Genomic DNA, 16922 nt, shown 5'->3' with positions numbered 1-16922 from the left:
ATAGGCGACCCCATCCCCGCGATCAACCGCTCATCGGCCGGACGACACGTGGCGTTTCCATGACATTTCGTGTCCGCATTGAAACTCGGCTGAAACTCAATCGCCTCCGCGCACGTTGTTACGCTTGCGATAGCGATCACCTTTCGAGCCCTGTGGACAATCAGTGAGCACCGACATGAACATTGCCAGCACTTTCGACAGCTCCCCGCTAGCGCGGTGGATGAATACGCTGGTCGATTATGTCCGATCCGGCGAGCCCGATTTGACCAACCGGCAGATGGCGTTGCTGCTCGTCGTCTATCTGAGCCCGGGACCGCACACCGTGCGCGGACTCGCCCGTGCGCTGAACGTTTCCAAGCCCGTCGTGACACGCGCCTTGAATAGGTTGGGGGCGCTCGGCTATCTGCGCCGCCAGCGCGACGATACCGACAAGCGCAACATCTTCATCGCGCGTACTACCGAAGGGGCAGGCTTTCTTGAAGAATTCGGACAATTTGTGGGAGAAAGCGACCCGCCCCGCGCCCGCAGAGCCACCGCGTAGAACATTTGCGCTGACCGGGCCGTCGGTCCCCATCGATCCGCGCCATAACGCGATTCGACGTGACCTCGCCGACATCCGGTTGGCGGAATACGTATTCGCGCCGCATTACGCAGCGCCCCTGCCCTGTGTAGTAACCCGCGCCGTGACCCTGCACGCCGAATCATCGCCGAAGTCCGAGCTACTCGCCGAACTCGCGGCGGGGGAGAGCTTCGAAGTTCTCGAAGTGTCGCGTGACGTCGCCTGGGGCGTATCGCCCGAACGGCGTCTCGCCGGCTATGTCGACCGCACAGCGCTGGATCTCGCGGCATGAACGTCGACGTCTTCATCGACGGCGGTGCCGGCACGACCGGGCTCGAAATTCGCGAACGGCTATCCGGGCGGAGCGATGTCACTCTCGTCACGCTCGACGATGCGGTGCGGAAGAATTCGTCAGCGCGCAAGCAGGCGCTTAACGACGCCGATTTCGTCATCCTGTGCCTGCCGGATGATGCCGCGCGAGAAGCCGTGGAGATGATCACCTCGGAAAAGACACGGGTGATCGATGCCTCCACCGCGCATCGTGTCGCGGAGGGCTGGACCTATGGTTTCGCCGAGCTTGAGCCGGCCCAGCAAGCGGCGATCGCCGAGGCGCGCTTCGTCAGCAATCCCGGCTGTTACCCGACCGGATTCCTGGCGCTGGTTCGGCCATTGATCCGCGCCGGCCTGATCCCGCACGATTGGCCGCTCAGCGTCAACGCGATCTCCGGCTATTCGGGCGGCGGCAAATCGATGATCGCCGAATTCGAAGAGGGCAAGGCGAAGACCCGCGCTCGCCTCTACGCTCTGGGTCTGGCGCACAAGCATGTCGCCGAGATGCAGAAGCACGCCCGCATCGCGCATCCGCCGATCTTCGCGCCGGCGGTCGCCGATACCTATCGCGGCATGATCGTCGAAGTGCCCGTGCCGCTTCACGCGCTGCCGCGCAAACCTTCGCTGGCACAGCTCGAAGCGACATTGGTCGAGGCGTATAAGGACAGCCCGCTGATCCGGATCGGCGCCACCGACACGCAATTCGTGACGATCGAGGACGATGCCGGCAGCGATCGCCTAACCGTACGCGTCTGCGGCAATGCCGAGACTGGACAGGCGCGGTTGATCGCGACGCTCGACAATCTCGGCAAGGGCGCGGCGGGGGCCGCCGTGCAGAATCTCAACATCATGGCCGGATTCGACCCGGTCGCGGGCCTGACTTTATGAGCGCGCGCCCCTAAATTCTCGCCGGTCTCCACATACACCCCCCTGCGAGATGCGCAGGACCAACGGTCTAAACGAGGAAAACCAGATGCCCGGAACGCGCCAGCCGCTAGACAAATTGCTGCTGTTCGGCGCGACCGGGGATTTGTCGCAGCGCATGCTGCTGCCCTCGCTCTACGGCCTCGATGAAGACGGATTGTTGCCCGCCGACATGACGATCACCGGCACCGCGCGGACGGTCTTTGAGGACGACGCCTTCCGAAAATTCGCCAAGGAAGCGCTCGACAAATATTTGCCCAACGATCGCAAGGACAAAGACAAGATCGCCTCGTTCCTCAAGCGGCTGAACTATCAGGCGCTCGACGCGACCCAGGCCGATCATTTCAAGGACCTGTCCGACGAGCTCGGCGATACGTCGAAGGGCCTGGCGATCTTCCTGTCGACCGCGCCTAGCCTGTTCGAGCCGACGATCAAGGGGCTCCACGGCGCCGGTCTCGCGCATGGCAATGTCCGCATCGGACTGGAAAAGCCGCTCGGTTACGACCTCGCCTCGAGCCGTGAAATCAACGACGCGGTTGCCGCGGTCTTCCCCGAGGACCGGATTTTCCGGATCGACCATTATCTCGGCAAGGAAACCGTCCAGAACATTCTGGCGCTGCGCTTCGGCAATTCGTTCTTCGAGCCGGTATGGAACGCGCAAGGGATCGACAACATCCAGATCACCGTCGCCGAGACGGTCGGGCTTGAGGAGCGCGCCGGCTATTATGACGGCGCCGGCGCGCTCCGCGACATGGTCACCAACCATATCCTCCAGCTCGTCGCCTTGATCGCGATGGAGCCCCCTGCCCGTTACGACAAGGATTCGATCCGCGACGAAAAGGCGAAGGTTTTCCGCAGCCTGCACGTCATGACGCCCGAGGAAGTGCCGCAGAACACCGTCACCGGCCAATACGGCCCCGGCGCGGTCGGCGGCGAGATCGTCAAGGGCTATCTCGACGAGCTCGGCAAGCCGTCGACCACCGAGACCTTCGTCGCGATCAAGACGCGGATCGACAATTGGCGCTGGCAGGGTGTGCCCTTCTATCTCCGCACCGGTAAGCGCATGGCGGTCCGCCGCAGCGAGATCGCGATCCAGTTCAAGCCCGTGCCGCATTCGATGTTCGCCGGCCGGGGCGGCCTGTTGCAGCCCAACAAACTGATCATCCGTCTGCAGCCCGAAGAATATATCCAGATGCTGGTGATGGCGAAGGAGCCGGGACTCGATCGCGAAGGGATCCATCTGCGCGAGGTTCCGCTCAACCTCAGCCTCGACGCCGAATTCGCCGGCGCGCGCCGCCGCATCGCTTATGAGCGGCTGCTGCTCGACCTGATCGAGGGCGACCAGACGTTGTTTGTCCGCCGCGACGAGGTCGAAGCGCAATGGGCCTGGACCGACGCGATCCGCGCCGGCTGGGCCGCCAACGACATGAAGCCCAAGAGCTACGCCTCGGGCAGTTGGGGCCCGTCGACCTCGATCGCGCTGACCGAGCGCGATGGCGTGACGTGGCAGGACGATTGAGTTTCTAATTACCCTCCCGCAAGCAGGAGAGGGCTAGCGCAAAAAGAGAGCTACACATGGCAGCGAACGAAGAAATCGAATGGTGGGAATATGACGATACCGACGAGATGGCGGATGCCGTCGCCGGCGATATCGGCTTCATCATCGAAAGCGCCATCGAAGCGCGCGGCGGCGCGGTCATCGCGCTGGCCGGCGGCAAGACGCCGATCCCGGTCTATGAGCGGTTGGCCAAGGCGAAGCTTGAGTGGAAGCGCGTTACGATCATCCCGGGTGACGAGCGCATTGTGCCCCTCGGCGATCCTCTGTCCAATGTGACGATGATAGCGAAGACCTTCCTGCCGCTCGGCGCGCGCGTCATGCCGATCGTGCCGCAAGCAACCGCGGATTATAAGGCGGCCGGTCGTTCGGCCGACGCGCTGACGCAGGACCTGCACTGGCCGCTCGACCTCTGCTTGCTCGGCATCGGCGCCGATGGTCACACGGCCTCGATCTTCCCGGGCCCGGATTTCGACGAGGCGCTGAACGGCCCCAAGGAACGCCGGATGCTCGGCGTCATGCCCGATCCGCTGCCCCCGGAAGCACCCGTCGCGCGCGTGACCCTCAGCCGCGCCGCGATCGTCTCGTCGGCGGCGGTGATCATCGCGATCACCGGTGCCGACAAGAAGAAGGTGCTGGAAGACGCGATCAGCCAGGGACCGAGCTCGTCTTATCCGATCGGGCGCGTGCTCGCCGATACCGAACTCCCTGTCGACATCCATTGGGCGCCATAGGCACGGTCAGGCCGCCGAGAGATCAGCACCGATTTCAGCGCATACGAATTTCCGTCGCCCCGTGAGGCGCGCGGGCTTGCCCGGACGTTGGGTAGGTCTAGGACGAAGTTGAAAGAGCTGGCACGTCCGGCTCCTGGCAAACGGACCCCAAGACCATGAATCCGGCAATTTCCGCCGTCACGGCCCGCATCATAGAACGCTCGCGTCCGACTCGCCGCGCCTATCTCGATCTGATCGAGCGTGAGCGCGACCGCGGGTCGCGATCGCGTGCGACGCTAGGCTGCGCCAACCTCGCGCACGGCTATGCAGGAACCGAGGAAGATCGCGACGCGATGAAGACGAATGCCGCAATGAATATCGGCATCGTCACGTCCTACAACGACATGCTGTCGGCGCATGCCGTCTATTATCGCTATCCTGAGCAGATGAAGGTCTGGGCGCGCGAGGTCGGCGCGACCGCGCAGGTCGCCGGCGGCGTACCTGCAATGTGCGACGGCGTGACCCAGGGCTATCCGGGCATGGAGCTGTCGCTGTTCAGCCGCGACACGATCGCGCTGTCGACCGCAATCGCGCTGACCCACGGCCTGTTCGAGGGCGCCGCTTTGCTCGGCATTTGCGACAAGATCGTGCCCGGTTTGCTGATGGGTTCGCTGCGTTTCGGCCATTTGCCGACGATTCTGGTCCCCGGCGGACCGATGCGGACCGGCATCCCCAACAAGGCCAAGGCGGCGGTGCGCGAGCAATTCGCCGAAGGAAAAGTCGGCCGCGAGGAACTGCTCGAAGCGGAGATCGGCGCCTATCATTCGAAGGGCACCTGCACCTTTTACGGCACCGCCAATACCAACCAGATGATGATGGAGGTGATGGGCCTGCACATGCCCGGCGCCGCCTTCGCCAATCCCGGCACCAAGTTACGCCAGGAATTGAGCCGCGCGGCGGTGCATCGTCTCGCCGAGATAGGTTGGGACGGTGACGACTACCGTCCGCTCGGGCATTGTGTCGACGAACGCGCGATCGTCAACGCCGCGGTCGGCCTGCTGGCGACGGGCGGATCGACCAATCATCTGATCCATCTGCCGGCAATCGCGCGCGCGGCGGGGATCGTGATCGATTGGGAAGATTTCGATCAATTGAGCCGCGTCGTGCCGCTTGTCGCGCGTGTTTATCCCAACGGATCGGCCGATGTGAACGGGTTCGAGGATGCCGGCGGCATGCCGTTCGTGATCCGCGAATTGCTCGGCGCCGGCTTGCTGCACGGCGATATCCTCACCGTTGCGGGCGATTTCGCCGATTACGGCAAGCGCCCGGTGGTCGATGGCGATGGCCTGCGCTGGGAGGATCCCGGTGCTAGCGGCGACGAAACGATCCTGCGACCGGCGGGCAATCCCTTCTCAGCCGAAGGCGGATTCCGCATTCTGACCGGCAATCTCGGCCGCGCCTGCATCAAGGTATCGGCGGTCGACCAGGATCGCTGGGTCGTCGAGGCGCCTGCCCGCGTGTTCCACGACCAGGCCGACGTCCAGGCGGCGTTCAAGGCGGGCGAACTCGATCGCGACGTCGTCGTGGTGATGCGCTTTCAAGGTCCCCGCGCCAACGGCATGCCCGAATTGCACAAACTGACCCCGCCTTTGGGTGTGCTGCAAAACAAGGGCCACCGCGTCGCTCTGGTCACTGACGGGCGTATGTCCGGCGCATCGGGCAAGGTCCCCGCCGCGATCCATTGCTCGCCCGAGGCCTTGGGCGGCGGTCCGCTCGGCCGCGTGCGCGACGGCGACGTCATCCGGCTCGACGCGGTGAACGGCACGCTCGACGCGCTGGTCGATGCGGTCGAATGGGATGCGCGCGATCTTGCCGAATGCCCGCCGGCTGCCGAAGGTATGGGCCGTGAGTTGTTCGGCCTTTTCCGTGGCGCGGCCGACGAAGCGGAATTGGGCGCTTCGGCGATTTTCGCGGGCGCTGGGTTATGATTTGACTCGCACAAAGACGCGAAGGCGCAAAGCTGCTCTCTCTTCTTCGGCTCTTTGCGTCTTTGTGCGATCAAAAAATGCTAGCCGTCACCCCAGCGAAAGCTGGGGTCTCAAGCGTGTGTCCAATACGGCATAAGATCCCAGCTTTCGCTGGGATGACGGTTTGGGAGAGGTTGAGGAGACATATGGAAGTCGTCGCAGTCGATATCGGGGGCACCCACGCCCGCTTTGCCATCGCCGAGGTGGCGGACGGCAAGGTCGTCTCGCTGGGACCGGAAGTCACCCAGAAGACCGCCGAACACGCCTCGCTGCAGACAGCATGGCAGGATTTCGGCCGTCAGCTCGGCCGCGATCTGCCCAAGGCGGCGGCGATTGCCGTTGCCTCGCCCGTTGGGGGCGACGTCATCAAGCTCACCAACAATCCCTGGATCATCCGCCCCGCGCTGATCCCCGAGCGGCTTGGCGCCGACACCTATGTCATCGTCAATGATTTCGGCGCGATCGCGCATGCGGTGGCGCAGCTACCCGAGGAACATTTCCAGCATATCTGCGGTCCCAAGCGGCCATTGGCGCGCGCCGGCGTGACCTCGATCTGCGGGCCGGGCACGGGCTTGGGCGTGGCGGGGGTGCTGCACGCCGGCGGCACCTATCACGTCCTGTCGACCGAAGGCGGCCATGTCGATTTCGCGCCGCTCGATGCGTTCGAGGACGCTATCCTCAAGCGGTTGCGCAAGACGTTCACTCGCGTGTCGGCCGAGCGGATCTGCGCCGGACCGGCGATCGTCGCGATCTACGAGACGCTGGCCGAGATCGAAGGAAAGGCGATCCGTCATCTCGACGACAAGACGATCTGGACGATGGCGTTCGAAGGATCGGACAGCCTGGCGATCGCCGCGCTCGACCGCTTCGTGCTCGCGCTCGGCGCGTTCGCCGGCGACCTCGCGCTGATGCAGGGCGCGAAGGATGTCGTCATCGCCGGTGGCCTGGGCCTGAAGCTCAAGGAGCATTTCGCGCGGTCGGGCTTTTCCGAACGCTTCACCGCCAAGGGCCGGTTCCAACAGATGATGGCCGGCACGCCGGTCAAGCTGATCACCCATCCCCAGCCCGGCCTTTACGGCGCCGCGGCAGCCTTTGCCCAGGAGCATGCCAAGTGAGCGACACCGCCAATCCGATCGAACGCATCATGCTGGCGGCGCCGGTCATCCCGGTAATCGTGATTGAGGACCTGGCGACGGCGCGGCCGCTCGCCGAAGCCTTGGTCAAAGGCGGCCTGCCTGCGCTCGAAGTGACGATGCGCACGCCCGTGGCACTCGATGCGATCCGCGAGATGAAGAAGGTCCCCGGTGCGATCGTCGGTGCGGGTACCGTCATTAATCCCGACCAGTTCGCGCAGGCAATGGACGCGGGCGCCGAGTTCATCGTGTCGCCCGGCCTGACAGAGCGACTCGCCGAACCGATCATCGCCAGCGGCGTCCCCTATCTGCCGGGTATCGCCAATTCGGCCGACCTGATGCGCGGACTCGATCTCGGGCTCACGCACTTCAAATTCTTCCCGGCAGAGGCCAATGGCGGGCTGAAGGCGCTCAAGAGCCTGGCGGCACCGTTCTATCAGTGCAAATTCTGCCCGACCGGCGGGATCACCGAGGCGAATGCGAGCGAATGGCTGGCGTTCGAACCGGTGCTCTGTGTGGGCGGTAGCTGGGTGTGTTCGGGCACGCCGGAAGAGGTCGAGGCTAAGGCGCGAGCGGCGGCGGCGTTGCGTTAAATTCCCTCTCCCGTTGGGAGAGGGAGGGAGCCGACGAAGTCGGCGGAAGGGTGAGGGTGCCTGGGCCATTCTACCCCACCCTCACCCTTCCCACTCGCTATGCGAGCGGGCCCCTTCCCTCTCCCAAAGGGAGAGGGGTTTAGTGCTACATCTCCCCCCTTGCCCTCCGGATCGCGTACCACTTCTGCACATTGGCGTTATGCTGTTCGAGCGTATCCGCGAACACGTGCCCGCCCGTTCCATCCGCGACGAAATAGAGCGCCTGCGACTCCGCCGGGTTGAGCACCGCATCGATCGACGCTCGCCCTGGATTGGCGATTGGGCCCTTAGGCAAGCCGGTCATCGCATAGGTATTATAGCCGTTATTCGCCTCGAGCTCCGAACGCAGGATACGCCGGCCGAGCGGCTTGCCCTTGGTCACCGGGTAGATAACCGTCGGATCGGCTTGCAGCGGCATGCCGCGCTTCAACCGGTTCGAGTACACCGCCGCCACCATCCGCCGCTCCGACGGCTTGCCGGTTTCCTTCTCGACGATCGACGCGAGGATCAGCGCCTCGCGCGGCGTCTTGGCAACGGTCGTCGGCGAGCGCTTCGCCCAGGCCTGGTCGAGATACAGCGACATTGCGCGCTGCATTCGCGCGACGATCGCCGCACGACTGTCGCCACGTTCGAAACTGTAGCTGTCCGGCAACAGTGACCCTTCCGCGGGCACCTCGATCTTTCCGGTCAGCTCGGACATCGCCATCAGCCGCTCTTGCGCCATGATCGACGGCCAGCCTTCGGGAATGGTGATGAAGCGCTGGAGCGTCTTGCCGCCTTGCAGCAGCTTCAGGATGTCCGACTGGCTGAGATGTGCTGGAATGCGATACTCGCCCGCCTTGATCCCGGCGCCGCCGCCGAAGACCTTGGCGAGCAAGGTGAAGCGGCTGGCGGAGGAGATCGCACCGGCCTGCTCCAACTGCTCGGCAGCCTTGTTGAGGCTGGTGCCAGGAGCGATCGAGACGGTGACATTCTTTTCCAGCGGCCCGCGGCCGCCCCAGCTATGGACCAGCCAGACACCGCCCAGGACGAGTAGCAACGCGGCGACTAGGCCAAGGCATCCGAACCGGCCGCCGCCACGCTTCTTCCTGGCCATGGCGGGATCAGATCGCCTTCATCACCAGGCTGGCATTGGTGCCGCCGAAGCCGAACGAATTGTTGAGCACCGCCTTGACCTGGCGCTCCTTGGCGACGTGCGGGACGAGGTCGACGCCCGCGCAATTGTCGCTCGGATTGTCGAGGTTGAGCGTCGGCGGAACGATCTGGTCGCGCAGCGCGAGAATGCAGAAGATCGATTCGACCGCACCGGCGCCACCGAGCAGATGACCGATCGCCGACTTGGTCGACGACATCGACAGATTGGCGATGTTGTTGCCGAACAACCGGCGCACGGCGTTGAGCTCAAGCTCATCGCCCAGCGGAGTCGAGGTGCCGTGGGCGTTGATATAGTCGATGTCACTCAGGTCGAGGCCCGACTTGCGCATCGCCATTTCCATCGAGCGGAACGCGCCCGATCCTTCGGGGTGCGGCGCGGTGACGTGATAGGCATCGCCCGACAGGCCATAGCCGACGACCTCGGCATAGATCTTGGCGCCGCGCTTCTTGGCGTGCTCATATTCCTCGAGGCAGACGACGCCGGCGCCCTCGCCCATGACGAAGCCGTCGCGATCCCGGTCATAGGGACGACTCGCGCGCCACGGCTCGTCGCGGAAGCCGGTCGACAGCGCGCGTGCTTGGCCGAACCCGGCGATGCCGATCGGGCAGATCGCGCCTTCCGAGCCGCCGGCAAGCATGACGTCGGCATCGTCCATCGCGATCATCCGCGCGGCGTCGCCGATCGAATGCGCGCCGGTCGAACAGGCCGTGACGACGGCATGGTTGGGGCCCATCAGGCCGTATTTGATCTGCACCTGACCGGTGATCAGGTTGATTAGGCGGCCATGGACGAAGTGCGGCGAGACGCGCTTGGGTCCCTTTGCGGCGAGCACCAGCGATTCGCTCTCGATGCCCGGCAGGCCGCCGATTCCCGACCCGATCGAGCACCCCGCGCGAAAACGCTCTTCTTCGCTCATCTCGGTCAGCCCGGCATCTTCGAGCGCCTGGCCGGCGGCATCGATGCCATAGACGATGAACGGATCGACCTGGCGCTGGACCTTGTGGTCGACGCGCTTGTCGGGATCGAAGCCATATTCGTGGTCGGCCGGCTTCACTTCGCAGGCATAATTGCTGTGGAAGTCGGTCGCATCGAACTTGGTGATCGTCCCCGCGCCCGATTTGGCCGCGATGATGTTCTTCCAGGTCGTCTCGACATCCGCCCCAAGGGGGGTCACCAGGCCCAGGCCGGTCACGACTACGCGCCGCATGGTTTTCTCCAATCCAAGTCTCTTACAGCGAAACGGCCCCCCGGCCCTGGGTAACCCTGGGACGGGGAGCCGCTCGTTACTCTATACGCCCGCGGCCGTCAGCCACGGAAAAGAGGGCTCAGCCCTGATGCGCGTCGATATAGGTGATCGCGTCGTTGACAGTCGTGATCTTCTCGGCGGCATCGTCCGGGATTTCGACCCCGAACTCTTCCTCGAACGCCATGACCAGCTCGACGATGTCGAGGCTGTCGGCACCGAGATCGTCGATGAAGCTAGCCTCGGGCGTCACCGAACCGGCTTCGACGCCCAGGTGCTCGACCACGATCTTCTTCACCCGGTCGGCAGTATCGCTCATTCGTCAGCTTCCCTCTATTGTTTCCGGAGTCCACCCCGGGGAGTTTCCTGAACGCACGTAGAACGCGAGGGGTGCCCGCGCAAGAGGGCGCAGGCTCAGGCGGCGGCGAACTCGGCCGGATAGAACTCGATTGCCGCCAGCGCGGAGAAGTAAAGCAGGACATGGCGCCGCACCCGCGGTTGGGCCGAAGTGCTCGTCACCGCGGCCAGCGCACCCGAAGACGCCTTTTCGATCAGGCTCTTGCGATCCGGGACGGGCAAAGCGGCATAAGCGGCAGCAAACTTGGTCGCGTCCAGGCCATCCTTCCGCAATGCCGCCTCGGCGCCGAGCCTGGTGGCGCGCGCCTGGGTGTAGGATACCGCGATCTGGATCGCGGTCGGCGACCAATTGCCCGCGGTGCGACAGGCCGCCCTTGCGGCAATCAGCGCTTCGCGGTCGGCGTCGAGCGCGCTCGCCGGATTGCCGCCCTTGTCGGCCGCGGCGACGACGCCGTCACCGATCCGCTGCATCGCGGTCGCGCCCAATTTGCCCTCGATACAGCCGATATCGCCCGAAGCCGCCCAAGCGGTGCCTGGCGCGAAGAGGGCGGCCGCGATCAGGATGGTCCTCACAGCATCGCCATCCCGCCGTTGACGTGGAGCGTCTGGCCGGTGACGTAGCCGGCTTCCTTCGAGGCCAGATAGACCACGGCGGCGCCAATATCTTCGCCCGTGCCGAGATCGCCGGCCGGGATGCGGCCGAGTAAGGCGGTCTTCTGCGCCTCGGGCAGAACGTCGGTCATCGCCGAGCGGATGAAGCCTGGGGCGACGCAATTGACCGTGATGTTGCGGCTGGCTAGTTCCTGCGCCAGCGCCTTGGACATGCCGACCAGCCCCGCCTTGGACGCGGCGTAATTGGCCTGGCCCGGATTGCCGGTCGCACCAACCACCGAGGTGATCGAGATGATGCGGCCGTAGCGTGCCTTCATCATCGGCTTGGCGGCGGCCCGGATCAGGCGGAAGGCGGCCTCAAGATTGACCTTGATGACCTGTTCCCATTCCTCGTCCTTCATCCGCATCGCCAGGTTGTCGCGCGTGACGCCGGCATTGTTGACCAGGATATCGAGCTTGCCGCCCAGCGCCTCGACCGCGCGCGGCACCAACGCGTCGACCGCGGCGCCGTCCGAAAGATCGCATTGCAGCGCCACATGATCACCACCGAGCGAGGCCCGGAACGCCTCCAGCTTATCGGCATTCGATCCCGATACCGCCAGCCTGGCCCCCTGCCCGGCCAGCGCCTGCGCGATCGCCGACCCAATCCCGCCGGAGGCGCCGGTAACGAGAGCGGTCATGCCTGTGAGGTCGAACATTTTCTTATCTCCGGATTCTCAATAATTCACGCAAAGGCGCTGAGGCGCAAAGGGTTGCGCGACCTAAAACGACTTAGCCAACGCTTCGATATCGTCCATCGTAATCACGCTCGACGCATCCACATCCGGGACGATGCGCTTGACCATCGGGCTCAGCACCTTGCCACCGAATTCGACGAAGCGCTCGACGCCCGTATTCGTCATATTGACCACCGATTCGCGCCAGCGCACCATGCCGGTCACCTGTTCGACCAGCAGCTTGCGGATCGTGTCGACGTCGCTGACGGGCTGCGCCGTCACGTTGGCGAACACCGGCACCAGCGGCGTGTCGATCCGTGCTTCGGCCAGCGCCTTGTCCATCGCCTCGGCGGCGGGCTGCATCAGCGGGCAGTGAAATGGGGCCGACACCGGCAAGGCGATCGCGCGCTTGGCGCCGAATTCCTTGGCGATCTCGATCGCGCGATCGATCGCTGCCTTGGCTCCCGAGATCACCACCTGGGACGGATCGTTGTCGTTGGCGACGGTGCAGACCTCGCCCTGCGCCGCGGCTTCGGCGATCTTCTGCGCGATCGTGAGGTCGGCGCCGAGCAACGCCGCCATCGCGCCCACCCCTACCGGTACCGCCGCCTGCATCGCCTCGCCGCGGTGGCGCAGCAATATTGCAGTGGTGGCGAGATCGAGCGCGCCCGCGGCGCATAAAGCGGTATATTCGCCCAGGCTGTGCCCGGCGACGTAATCGGCCTTGTCGGCAAGCTTGAGCCCGCCTTCCTTCTCCAGGACGCGGAGCGTCGCGATCGCGTTGGCCATGATCGCCGGCTGCGCGTTGGCGGTCAGCGTCAACTCGTCGGCGGGACCTTCGAACATCAGCACCGACAAATGCTGTCCCAGCGCCTCGTCGACCTCCTGGAAAACCTCGCGCGCAGCCGCACTCGCGTCGGCCAGCGCCTTGCCCATGCCGACTGCCTGGCTCCCCTGCCCCGGAAATATGAAAGCGCGCATCATCCTCTCCCGATTGAGGGTGCGGCACTAGAAATGCCGCGCTCGTTACGCAAGTTCGGTTGACGGCTTTGGTGCACTGCGAGCAGCACTGTTCGGCACTGCATGGGCGGGTCCGCTCCGCCAGCAACGTAAGTTAGGCATTTCGCCCGGAACCTTGAGGGTGGGCCGCCCGTCTCACTGACGGACGTCATTGTACCGGAGACTATCATGCGACTTCTTGCATTGACGGCATTCGCCGTCGTCTTGCTACCTGCCTCGGCATCGGCCGCCCCTACGGGCAAGTTCCTGCAAGACGCCATCAAGGGCGACAATTCGGAGATGCGCCTCGGCGCCCTGGCCGCGACACGCGCGGCGCGGCCGGCGACGCGGGCCTATGGCCGCACGCTTCAGCGCGACCATGCCAAGGCAAAGACGGACGCCGTGGCACTCGCGCACCACAATCGCGTCGCCGTGCCGACCGCCATGATGCCCGAGGCGCAGGCCGAATATCGTCGCCTGTCGCGCCTGCGCGGGGCAGCGTTCGACCGCGAATTTGCCCGCTACATGGTCGACGATCATCGCAAGGACATAGCCGACTTCCAGGAACAGGCCCGGACCGGCCGAGACGGCACGGCCGCGCTCGCGGAGAGGACGCTGCCGGCGCTTCGCAAGCACCTGCGACTGGCACAAAGTCTGTGACACCCGACAGGGGTTGAGAATTCCACCGCTTGCGCTATAGGCGCGAGCTTCCGGGCGGGATGCGATTCCCGCCCGGTTGTTTTTGAGACGATAGCCGGAGGGGCGTCCGCATGGTGCGGCGTCAGCGATCGGCCAACGAAGGAAGAAGCATGGCTCTTTACGAGCACGTGTTCCTTGCGCGCCAGGATCTGGCACAGGCGCAAGTGGACGCCCTGGCGGAAGCCGCCACCAAGATCATTGAGGACAATCAGGGCAAGGTCGTCAAGACCGAAACCTGGGGCCTGCGCAGCTTGGCCTATCGCATCGCGAAGAACCGCAAGGCGCATTACGTGATGCTCGAGATCGACGCGCCGGGTTCGGTCGTCGCCGAGCTGGAGCGCCAGACCCAGATCAACGAAGACGTGATCCGCTACATGACCGTCAAGGTCGACGAGCACGAGACCGGCCCCTCGGTGATGATGCGCAAGAATGAGCGCGATCGCGAGCGTCGCAGCGAGCGCGGTGAGCGCAACGACCGCGGTCCCCGCGGCGGTTTCGACGGCGAATAAGGAGCAACGACCATGGCACGACCCTTTTTCCGCCGCCGCAAGAGCTGCCCGTTCTCCGCGAAGGACGCCCCCCGGATCGATTATAAGGACGTCCGGCTGCTGCAGGGCTTCGTTTCCGAGCGTGGCAAGATCGTCCCCTCGCGCATCACTTCGGTGAGCGCGAAGAAGCAGCGCGAGCTGGCCCAGGCCATCAAGCGCGCCCGTCACCTGGGCCTGCTGCCCTACCTGGTAAAGTAAGGAGCGCCCGCGATGGACGTTATTCTGCTGGAACGCGTCGAGAAGCTCGGCGCCATCGGCGATGTCGTGAAGGTCAAGGACGGCTTTGCCCGTAACTACCTTCTGCCGAACAAGAAGGCGCTGCGCGCCAACGAAGCCAACCGCAAGGTGTTCGAGGCCAACCGCGCCCGCATCGAGGCCGACAATGCGTCGCGCCGCACCGATGCCGAGAAGGAAGCCAAGAATTTCGAGGGCGTTTCGGTCACGCTGATCCGCCAGTCGTCGAACACCGGCCAGCTCTACGGATCGGTCGCGGTCCGCGATCTGGTCGAAGCGCTCGAAGCCGACGGCCACAAGGTCGCCAAGTCGGCGATCGTCCTTGCCAAGCCGATCAAGGCGATCGGGGTGTATGAGGTCAAGGTCCAGCTGCACCCCGAGGTCGCGGTGACCGTCAAGGTCAACGTCGCCCGCTCGCCCGAAGAGGCCGAGATGCAGTCGAAGGGCGTCGACGTCATGGCGCAGATGTTCGAGGAAGGCCGCGACGTCACCGGCTTCACCGAGGATTACGATCCCAATGCCGAGCCGGGCGCAACCGCCGAGGCTCAGCCTGAGGCCGCTCCGGCCGGCGAAGAGGCTTCGGAAGCGTAAGCCTTTCTGCTGAAGTCAAGAAAAAGGGCCGTCCGGGAATACCCGGGCGGCCCTTTTCTTTGCGACCCTTGGGGGGATAGGGTCGACTAGCGACGCACTGTGGGGGATCAGTACGTCGAAACGCAGGCACTCACGACTGCCACTAAGGGCACCAGAGCGAACACGAACGGCAACACCTTCACGGTCAATTCCAGTTCATCAACAACCTTGTTCGCTGCTAGAAATGCGCACGGCAGCCCGAAGTTTCCAGGAGATGAACGGAAAAGTTTTTCTTCGGAAGCGGAACATTTTGCTCGCCCCGGCAAAGAAGCCAGCTTTCGTAGTGGCCAGCCGTCGGACCTCCGGCAAGGAAACGTCTCACACCCAGAAGCATCGGGCCGAAAACCGTTCGGGGCTTACCGGTTCGGTACCATGACGAAAACAGCCGTCGATCATGTGGTCGATATCGGACTGCTGCGCGGGAGTAAGCTCCCGACGGAACGCGATGGCGCAGGAGCGTTCGGGAATAGCTACGAGATAGTCGGGACCAAGTTCGTCCTCGAAAAGTCGCGGCAACAACAGACGTGATGGTCCAAGCGCATCCGGCTGGAGCATGACCTTTACGAACGGGCGCCCTTCGTCATCGAGCTTCTCGCCGTTAGCACCTGGGATACTCGCATTACGCAGATTACGCATCGCCAGCGCGCGCCAGTCCAACCCCCTGCCTTCCCAATAGGCGGCCTGCTCATGGCTGACATAGACGATCGTGTTGCTCTCGCCGACCACACCCCAGATCGTAACGAAAGGCAAATTGCCGATCGGTTCGACTGGACCCAGCCAATCCGCCTCGAAATTGGCGGGCACGACGGCCGGAAGGAGCGCTGCCGTATTACGAGCTTCGACGGGCTCATCCAGGCGCGCGCGGAGTAGTTCGAGCCGACTCTCGGCATCCCGCTTTTCTCGCCACTGGCTAAACAGCCTAAGCATCGCCCTATCTCCAGACACGCTTTCCAGCACGCGAGCTTTTCTCGATACTGCCGTCCGCGAGCATCACCGTAGAGCAAGCATTAAAACGGGGCGGCGGCTACCCCCGAAACTCAATCGTTCTGCTGCCTAGACCAAGGTTCGCCACCGGACGAACGGGTCGCCGACCAGCCGGGGAGGCAGATCGGCAATTTCAACGATATCGGGGTGCCGATCCACAACCTTTGACATCGCGACGACCAATGACGTTGCCGGATCGAACGGCTGGCCGTCCAGAAATGACCAGGAATGGTCGTCTTCATGATGTGTTGCAACGAGGACCGGATGCCCTGAAACCACAGATGTGCAGGTTATGCTGGCGACATTCGCTGCTTGATGGAATTTCCAAGTCATCTCGTTTCCCGTTCCGCGCTCACTTCCGCCCGAACAGCTTCTCGATATCGCCATGGGCGAGCTTTACCTAAATGGAAGCACGTTCGCTGCGCCTTCAGAGATGAATCGACTCAATGGGCTCGTTCTCGAATGGCTGGGACGCCTGAAGATTGACCGAAATCGCGTTGCCGTCCCTTGAAATGCTAACTTTCTGGTGCGGCGCGTTCACGGCAAAGAAAAAGCCGCCCCATTTGCCGTCCGGCTCGAACCCACCGCCCGACATTTCCTCTCCGGGTCCGATGAATATGATTCCCGAAGGCGTGGCCAAACAATAGCCCGGCAGACTGATACCCTCGCGTTGCGTGACCTCTATTCGATACGCCCCGTCATCACCGACGTTCAGAAACAGCGCGTTGCCATCTTTGATCTCAACCTCACGGTTCTGCCAAAGTGACCACCAATCGCCCACGTCGTCCTTGCGATGCGCCATAGCGGCCAGATCGAAAATGCAGATCGTTGCAGTGTCTGTCACGATCAAATTGGCGTCATCGAGCATTGC

The 16922-nt window shown here is 63.9% G+C and carries 21 protein-coding genes; 12 read left to right on the top strand and 9 right to left on the bottom strand.

All coding sequences use genetic code 11. The features are described from left to right. Window positions 1-220 precede the first annotated feature (220 nt). From Q0L25_RS07830 to eda, 8 genes are all read left to right on the top strand, one after another. The gene (locus Q0L25_RS07830) at window positions 221-541 is read left to right on the top strand and encodes a MarR family transcriptional regulator (RefSeq protein ID WP_066583478.1); all 321 of its coding nucleotides are present in this window, start codon (window positions 221-223) and stop codon (window positions 539-541) included. Between the two features lie 142 nt (window positions 542-683). Further along, entirely contained in the window at window positions 684-851 is a 168-nt protein-coding gene (locus Q0L25_RS07825) for a hypothetical protein (RefSeq protein WP_296613112.1), read from the top strand. Beyond that, the gene (gene argC / locus Q0L25_RS07820) at window positions 848-1777 is read left to right on the top strand and encodes an N-acetyl-gamma-glutamyl-phosphate reductase (RefSeq protein ID WP_296613111.1); all 930 of its coding nucleotides are present in this window, start codon (window positions 848-850) and stop codon (window positions 1775-1777) included. Before Q0L25_RS07825 ends, argC begins: the two co-directional genes overlap by 4 nt. Window positions 1778-1862: 85 nt before the next feature. Beyond that, window positions 1863-3332, top strand: a complete 1470-nt coding sequence (zwf, locus tag Q0L25_RS07815; RefSeq protein WP_296613109.1) for a glucose-6-phosphate dehydrogenase — start codon at window positions 1863-1865, stop codon at window positions 3330-3332. A gap of 56 nt (window positions 3333-3388) precedes the next feature. Continuing rightward, a complete protein-coding gene (gene pgl / locus Q0L25_RS07810; RefSeq protein WP_287978532.1) occupies window positions 3389-4102 on the top strand; it encodes a 6-phosphogluconolactonase in 714 nt (237 codons plus the stop codon). A 155-nt stretch (window positions 4103-4257) separates the two neighbouring features. After that, complete coding sequence (gene edd, locus Q0L25_RS07805; protein WP_287978534.1) at window positions 4258-6069, top strand: phosphogluconate dehydratase; 1812 nt, start codon at window positions 4258-4260, stop codon at window positions 6067-6069. A gap of 185 nt (window positions 6070-6254) precedes the next feature. Further along, the gene (gene glk, locus Q0L25_RS07800) at window positions 6255-7223 is read left to right on the top strand and encodes a glucokinase (RefSeq protein ID WP_287978536.1); all 969 of its coding nucleotides are present in this window, start codon (window positions 6255-6257) and stop codon (window positions 7221-7223) included. After that, a complete protein-coding gene (gene eda, locus Q0L25_RS07795) occupies window positions 7220-7834 on the top strand; it encodes a bifunctional 4-hydroxy-2-oxoglutarate aldolase/2-dehydro-3-deoxy-phosphogluconate aldolase (RefSeq protein ID WP_287978538.1) in 615 nt (204 codons plus the stop codon). Before glk ends, eda begins: the two co-directional genes overlap by 4 nt. 145 nt (window positions 7835-7979) lie before the next feature. Here eda and mltG read toward each other — a convergent pair whose 3' ends face one another. From mltG to fabD, 6 genes are all read right to left on the bottom strand, one after another. Continuing rightward, window positions 7980-8969 (bottom strand): endolytic transglycosylase MltG, encoded by a 990-nt coding sequence (mltG, locus tag Q0L25_RS07790; RefSeq protein ID WP_287978540.1) that lies wholly within the window; start codon window positions 8967-8969, stop codon window positions 7980-7982. A gap of 7 nt (window positions 8970-8976) precedes the next feature. After that, the gene (gene fabF / locus Q0L25_RS07785) at window positions 8977-10236 is read right to left on the bottom strand and encodes a beta-ketoacyl-ACP synthase II (protein WP_296613099.1); all 1260 of its coding nucleotides are present in this window, start codon (window positions 10234-10236) and stop codon (window positions 8977-8979) included. Between the two features lie 118 nt (window positions 10237-10354). Continuing rightward, window positions 10355-10591 (bottom strand): acyl carrier protein, encoded by a 237-nt coding sequence (locus tag Q0L25_RS07780; RefSeq protein ID WP_066583498.1) that lies wholly within the window; start codon window positions 10589-10591, stop codon window positions 10355-10357. A gap of 95 nt (window positions 10592-10686) precedes the next feature. Further along, on the bottom strand, window positions 10687-11202 hold the full coding sequence (locus tag Q0L25_RS07775; RefSeq protein WP_287978548.1) for a hypothetical protein: 516 nt from the start codon (window positions 11200-11202) through the stop codon (window positions 10687-10689). Further along, window positions 11199-11939 (bottom strand): 3-oxoacyl-[acyl-carrier-protein] reductase, encoded by a 741-nt coding sequence (gene fabG, locus Q0L25_RS07770; protein WP_287978550.1) that lies wholly within the window; start codon window positions 11937-11939, stop codon window positions 11199-11201. Before fabG ends, Q0L25_RS07775 begins: the two co-directional genes overlap by 4 nt. A 63-nt stretch (window positions 11940-12002) precedes the next feature. Further along, entirely contained in the window at window positions 12003-12938 is a 936-nt protein-coding gene (gene fabD / locus Q0L25_RS07765) for an ACP S-malonyltransferase (protein ID WP_287978587.1), read from the bottom strand. Between the two features lie 207 nt (window positions 12939-13145). Here fabD and Q0L25_RS07760 point away from each other — a divergent pair, with 207 nt between their 5' ends. From Q0L25_RS07760 to rplI, 4 genes are all read left to right on the top strand, one after another. Continuing rightward, window positions 13146-13616: a DUF4142 domain-containing protein gene (locus Q0L25_RS07760; RefSeq protein ID WP_287978553.1), complete on the top strand. Its 471-nt coding sequence runs from the start codon at window positions 13146-13148 to the stop codon at window positions 13614-13616. A 149-nt stretch (window positions 13617-13765) separates the two neighbouring features. Further along, window positions 13766-14164, top strand: coding sequence for a 30S ribosomal protein S6 (gene rpsF / locus Q0L25_RS07755; protein WP_066583510.1), 399 nt, complete (start codon window positions 13766-13768; stop codon window positions 14162-14164). Window positions 14165-14176: 12 nt separating this feature from the next. Further along, window positions 14177-14401, top strand: a complete 225-nt coding sequence (rpsR, locus tag Q0L25_RS07750) for a 30S ribosomal protein S18 (RefSeq protein ID WP_066583513.1) — start codon at window positions 14177-14179, stop codon at window positions 14399-14401. Between the two features lie 12 nt (window positions 14402-14413). Next, a complete protein-coding gene (gene rplI, locus Q0L25_RS07745) occupies window positions 14414-15028 on the top strand; it encodes a 50S ribosomal protein L9 (RefSeq protein ID WP_296613086.1) in 615 nt (204 codons plus the stop codon). 357 nt (window positions 15029-15385) lie between these two features. Here rplI and Q0L25_RS07740 read toward each other — a convergent pair whose 3' ends face one another. The 3 genes from Q0L25_RS07740 to Q0L25_RS07730 form a co-directional block, all read right to left on the bottom strand. Beyond that, complete coding sequence (locus tag Q0L25_RS07740; protein ID WP_296613085.1) at window positions 15386-16024, bottom strand: hypothetical protein; 639 nt, start codon at window positions 16022-16024, stop codon at window positions 15386-15388. Window positions 16025-16120: 96 nt separating this feature from the next. Next, window positions 16121-16384 carry a hypothetical protein gene (locus tag Q0L25_RS07735; protein ID WP_296613083.1) on the bottom strand — a complete coding sequence of 88 codons (264 nt, stop codon included), beginning with the start codon at window positions 16382-16384 and terminating at the stop codon, window positions 16121-16123. 94 nt (window positions 16385-16478) lie between these two features. After that, window positions 16479-16919 (bottom strand): DUF6386 family protein, encoded by a 441-nt coding sequence (locus Q0L25_RS07730; RefSeq protein ID WP_296613398.1) that lies wholly within the window; start codon window positions 16917-16919, stop codon window positions 16479-16481. Between the last annotated feature and the right edge of the window lie 3 nt (window positions 16920-16922).

The sequence above is a fragment of the Sphingomonas sp. genome (assembly GCF_024508665.1).
Classification (GTDB): Bacteria; Pseudomonadota; Alphaproteobacteria; order Sphingomonadales; family Sphingomonadaceae; genus Sphingomonas.
This window is presented reverse-complemented; position numbering and strand designations above follow the sequence as displayed.

Excerpts from the sequence above, each read along its gene's own strand:
- pgl (WP_287978532.1), top strand. The coding sequence starts at position 3,389 with ATGGCAGCGAACGAAGAAATCGAATGGTGGGAATATGACGATACCGAC.
- Q0L25_RS07760 (WP_287978553.1), top strand. The coding sequence starts at position 13,146 with ATGCGACTTCTTGCATTGACGGCATTCGCCGTCGTCTTGCTACCTGCC.
- fabF (WP_296613099.1), bottom strand. The coding sequence starts at position 10,236 with ATGCGGCGCGTAGTCGTGACCGGCCTGGGCCTGGTGACCCCCCTTGGG.
- mltG (WP_287978540.1), bottom strand. The coding sequence starts at position 8,969 with ATGGCCAGGAAGAAGCGTGGCGGCGGCCGGTTCGGATGCCTTGGCCTA.
- Q0L25_RS07780 (WP_066583498.1), bottom strand. The coding sequence starts at position 10,591 with ATGAGCGATACTGCCGACCGGGTGAAGAAGATCGTGGTCGAGCACCTG.
- zwf (WP_296613109.1), top strand. The coding sequence starts at position 1,863 with ATGCCCGGAACGCGCCAGCCGCTAGACAAATTGCTGCTGTTCGGCGCG.
- Q0L25_RS07830 (WP_066583478.1), top strand. The coding sequence starts at position 221 with ATGAATACGCTGGTCGATTATGTCCGATCCGGCGAGCCCGATTTGACC.
- rplI (WP_296613086.1), top strand. The coding sequence starts at position 14,414 with ATGGACGTTATTCTGCTGGAACGCGTCGAGAAGCTCGGCGCCATCGGC.
- rpsF (WP_066583510.1), top strand. The coding sequence starts at position 13,766 with ATGGCTCTTTACGAGCACGTGTTCCTTGCGCGCCAGGATCTGGCACAG.
- fabG (WP_287978550.1), bottom strand. The coding sequence starts at position 11,939 with ATGTTCGACCTCACAGGCATGACCGCTCTCGTTACCGGCGCCTCCGGC.
- Q0L25_RS07730 (WP_296613398.1), bottom strand. The coding sequence starts at position 16,919 with ATGCTCGATGACGCCAATTTGATCGTGACAGACACTGCAACGATCTGC.
- fabD (WP_287978587.1), bottom strand. The coding sequence starts at position 12,938 with ATGCGCGCTTTCATATTTCCGGGGCAGGGGAGCCAGGCAGTCGGCATG.
- argC (WP_296613111.1), top strand. The coding sequence starts at position 848 with ATGAACGTCGACGTCTTCATCGACGGCGGTGCCGGCACGACCGGGCTC.
- Q0L25_RS07735 (WP_296613083.1), bottom strand. The coding sequence starts at position 16,384 with ATGACTTGGAAATTCCATCAAGCAGCGAATGTCGCCAGCATAACCTGC.
- rpsR (WP_066583513.1), top strand. The coding sequence starts at position 14,177 with ATGGCACGACCCTTTTTCCGCCGCCGCAAGAGCTGCCCGTTCTCCGCG.
- glk (WP_287978536.1), top strand. The coding sequence starts at position 6,255 with ATGGAAGTCGTCGCAGTCGATATCGGGGGCACCCACGCCCGCTTTGCC.
- edd (WP_287978534.1), top strand. The coding sequence starts at position 4,258 with ATGAATCCGGCAATTTCCGCCGTCACGGCCCGCATCATAGAACGCTCG.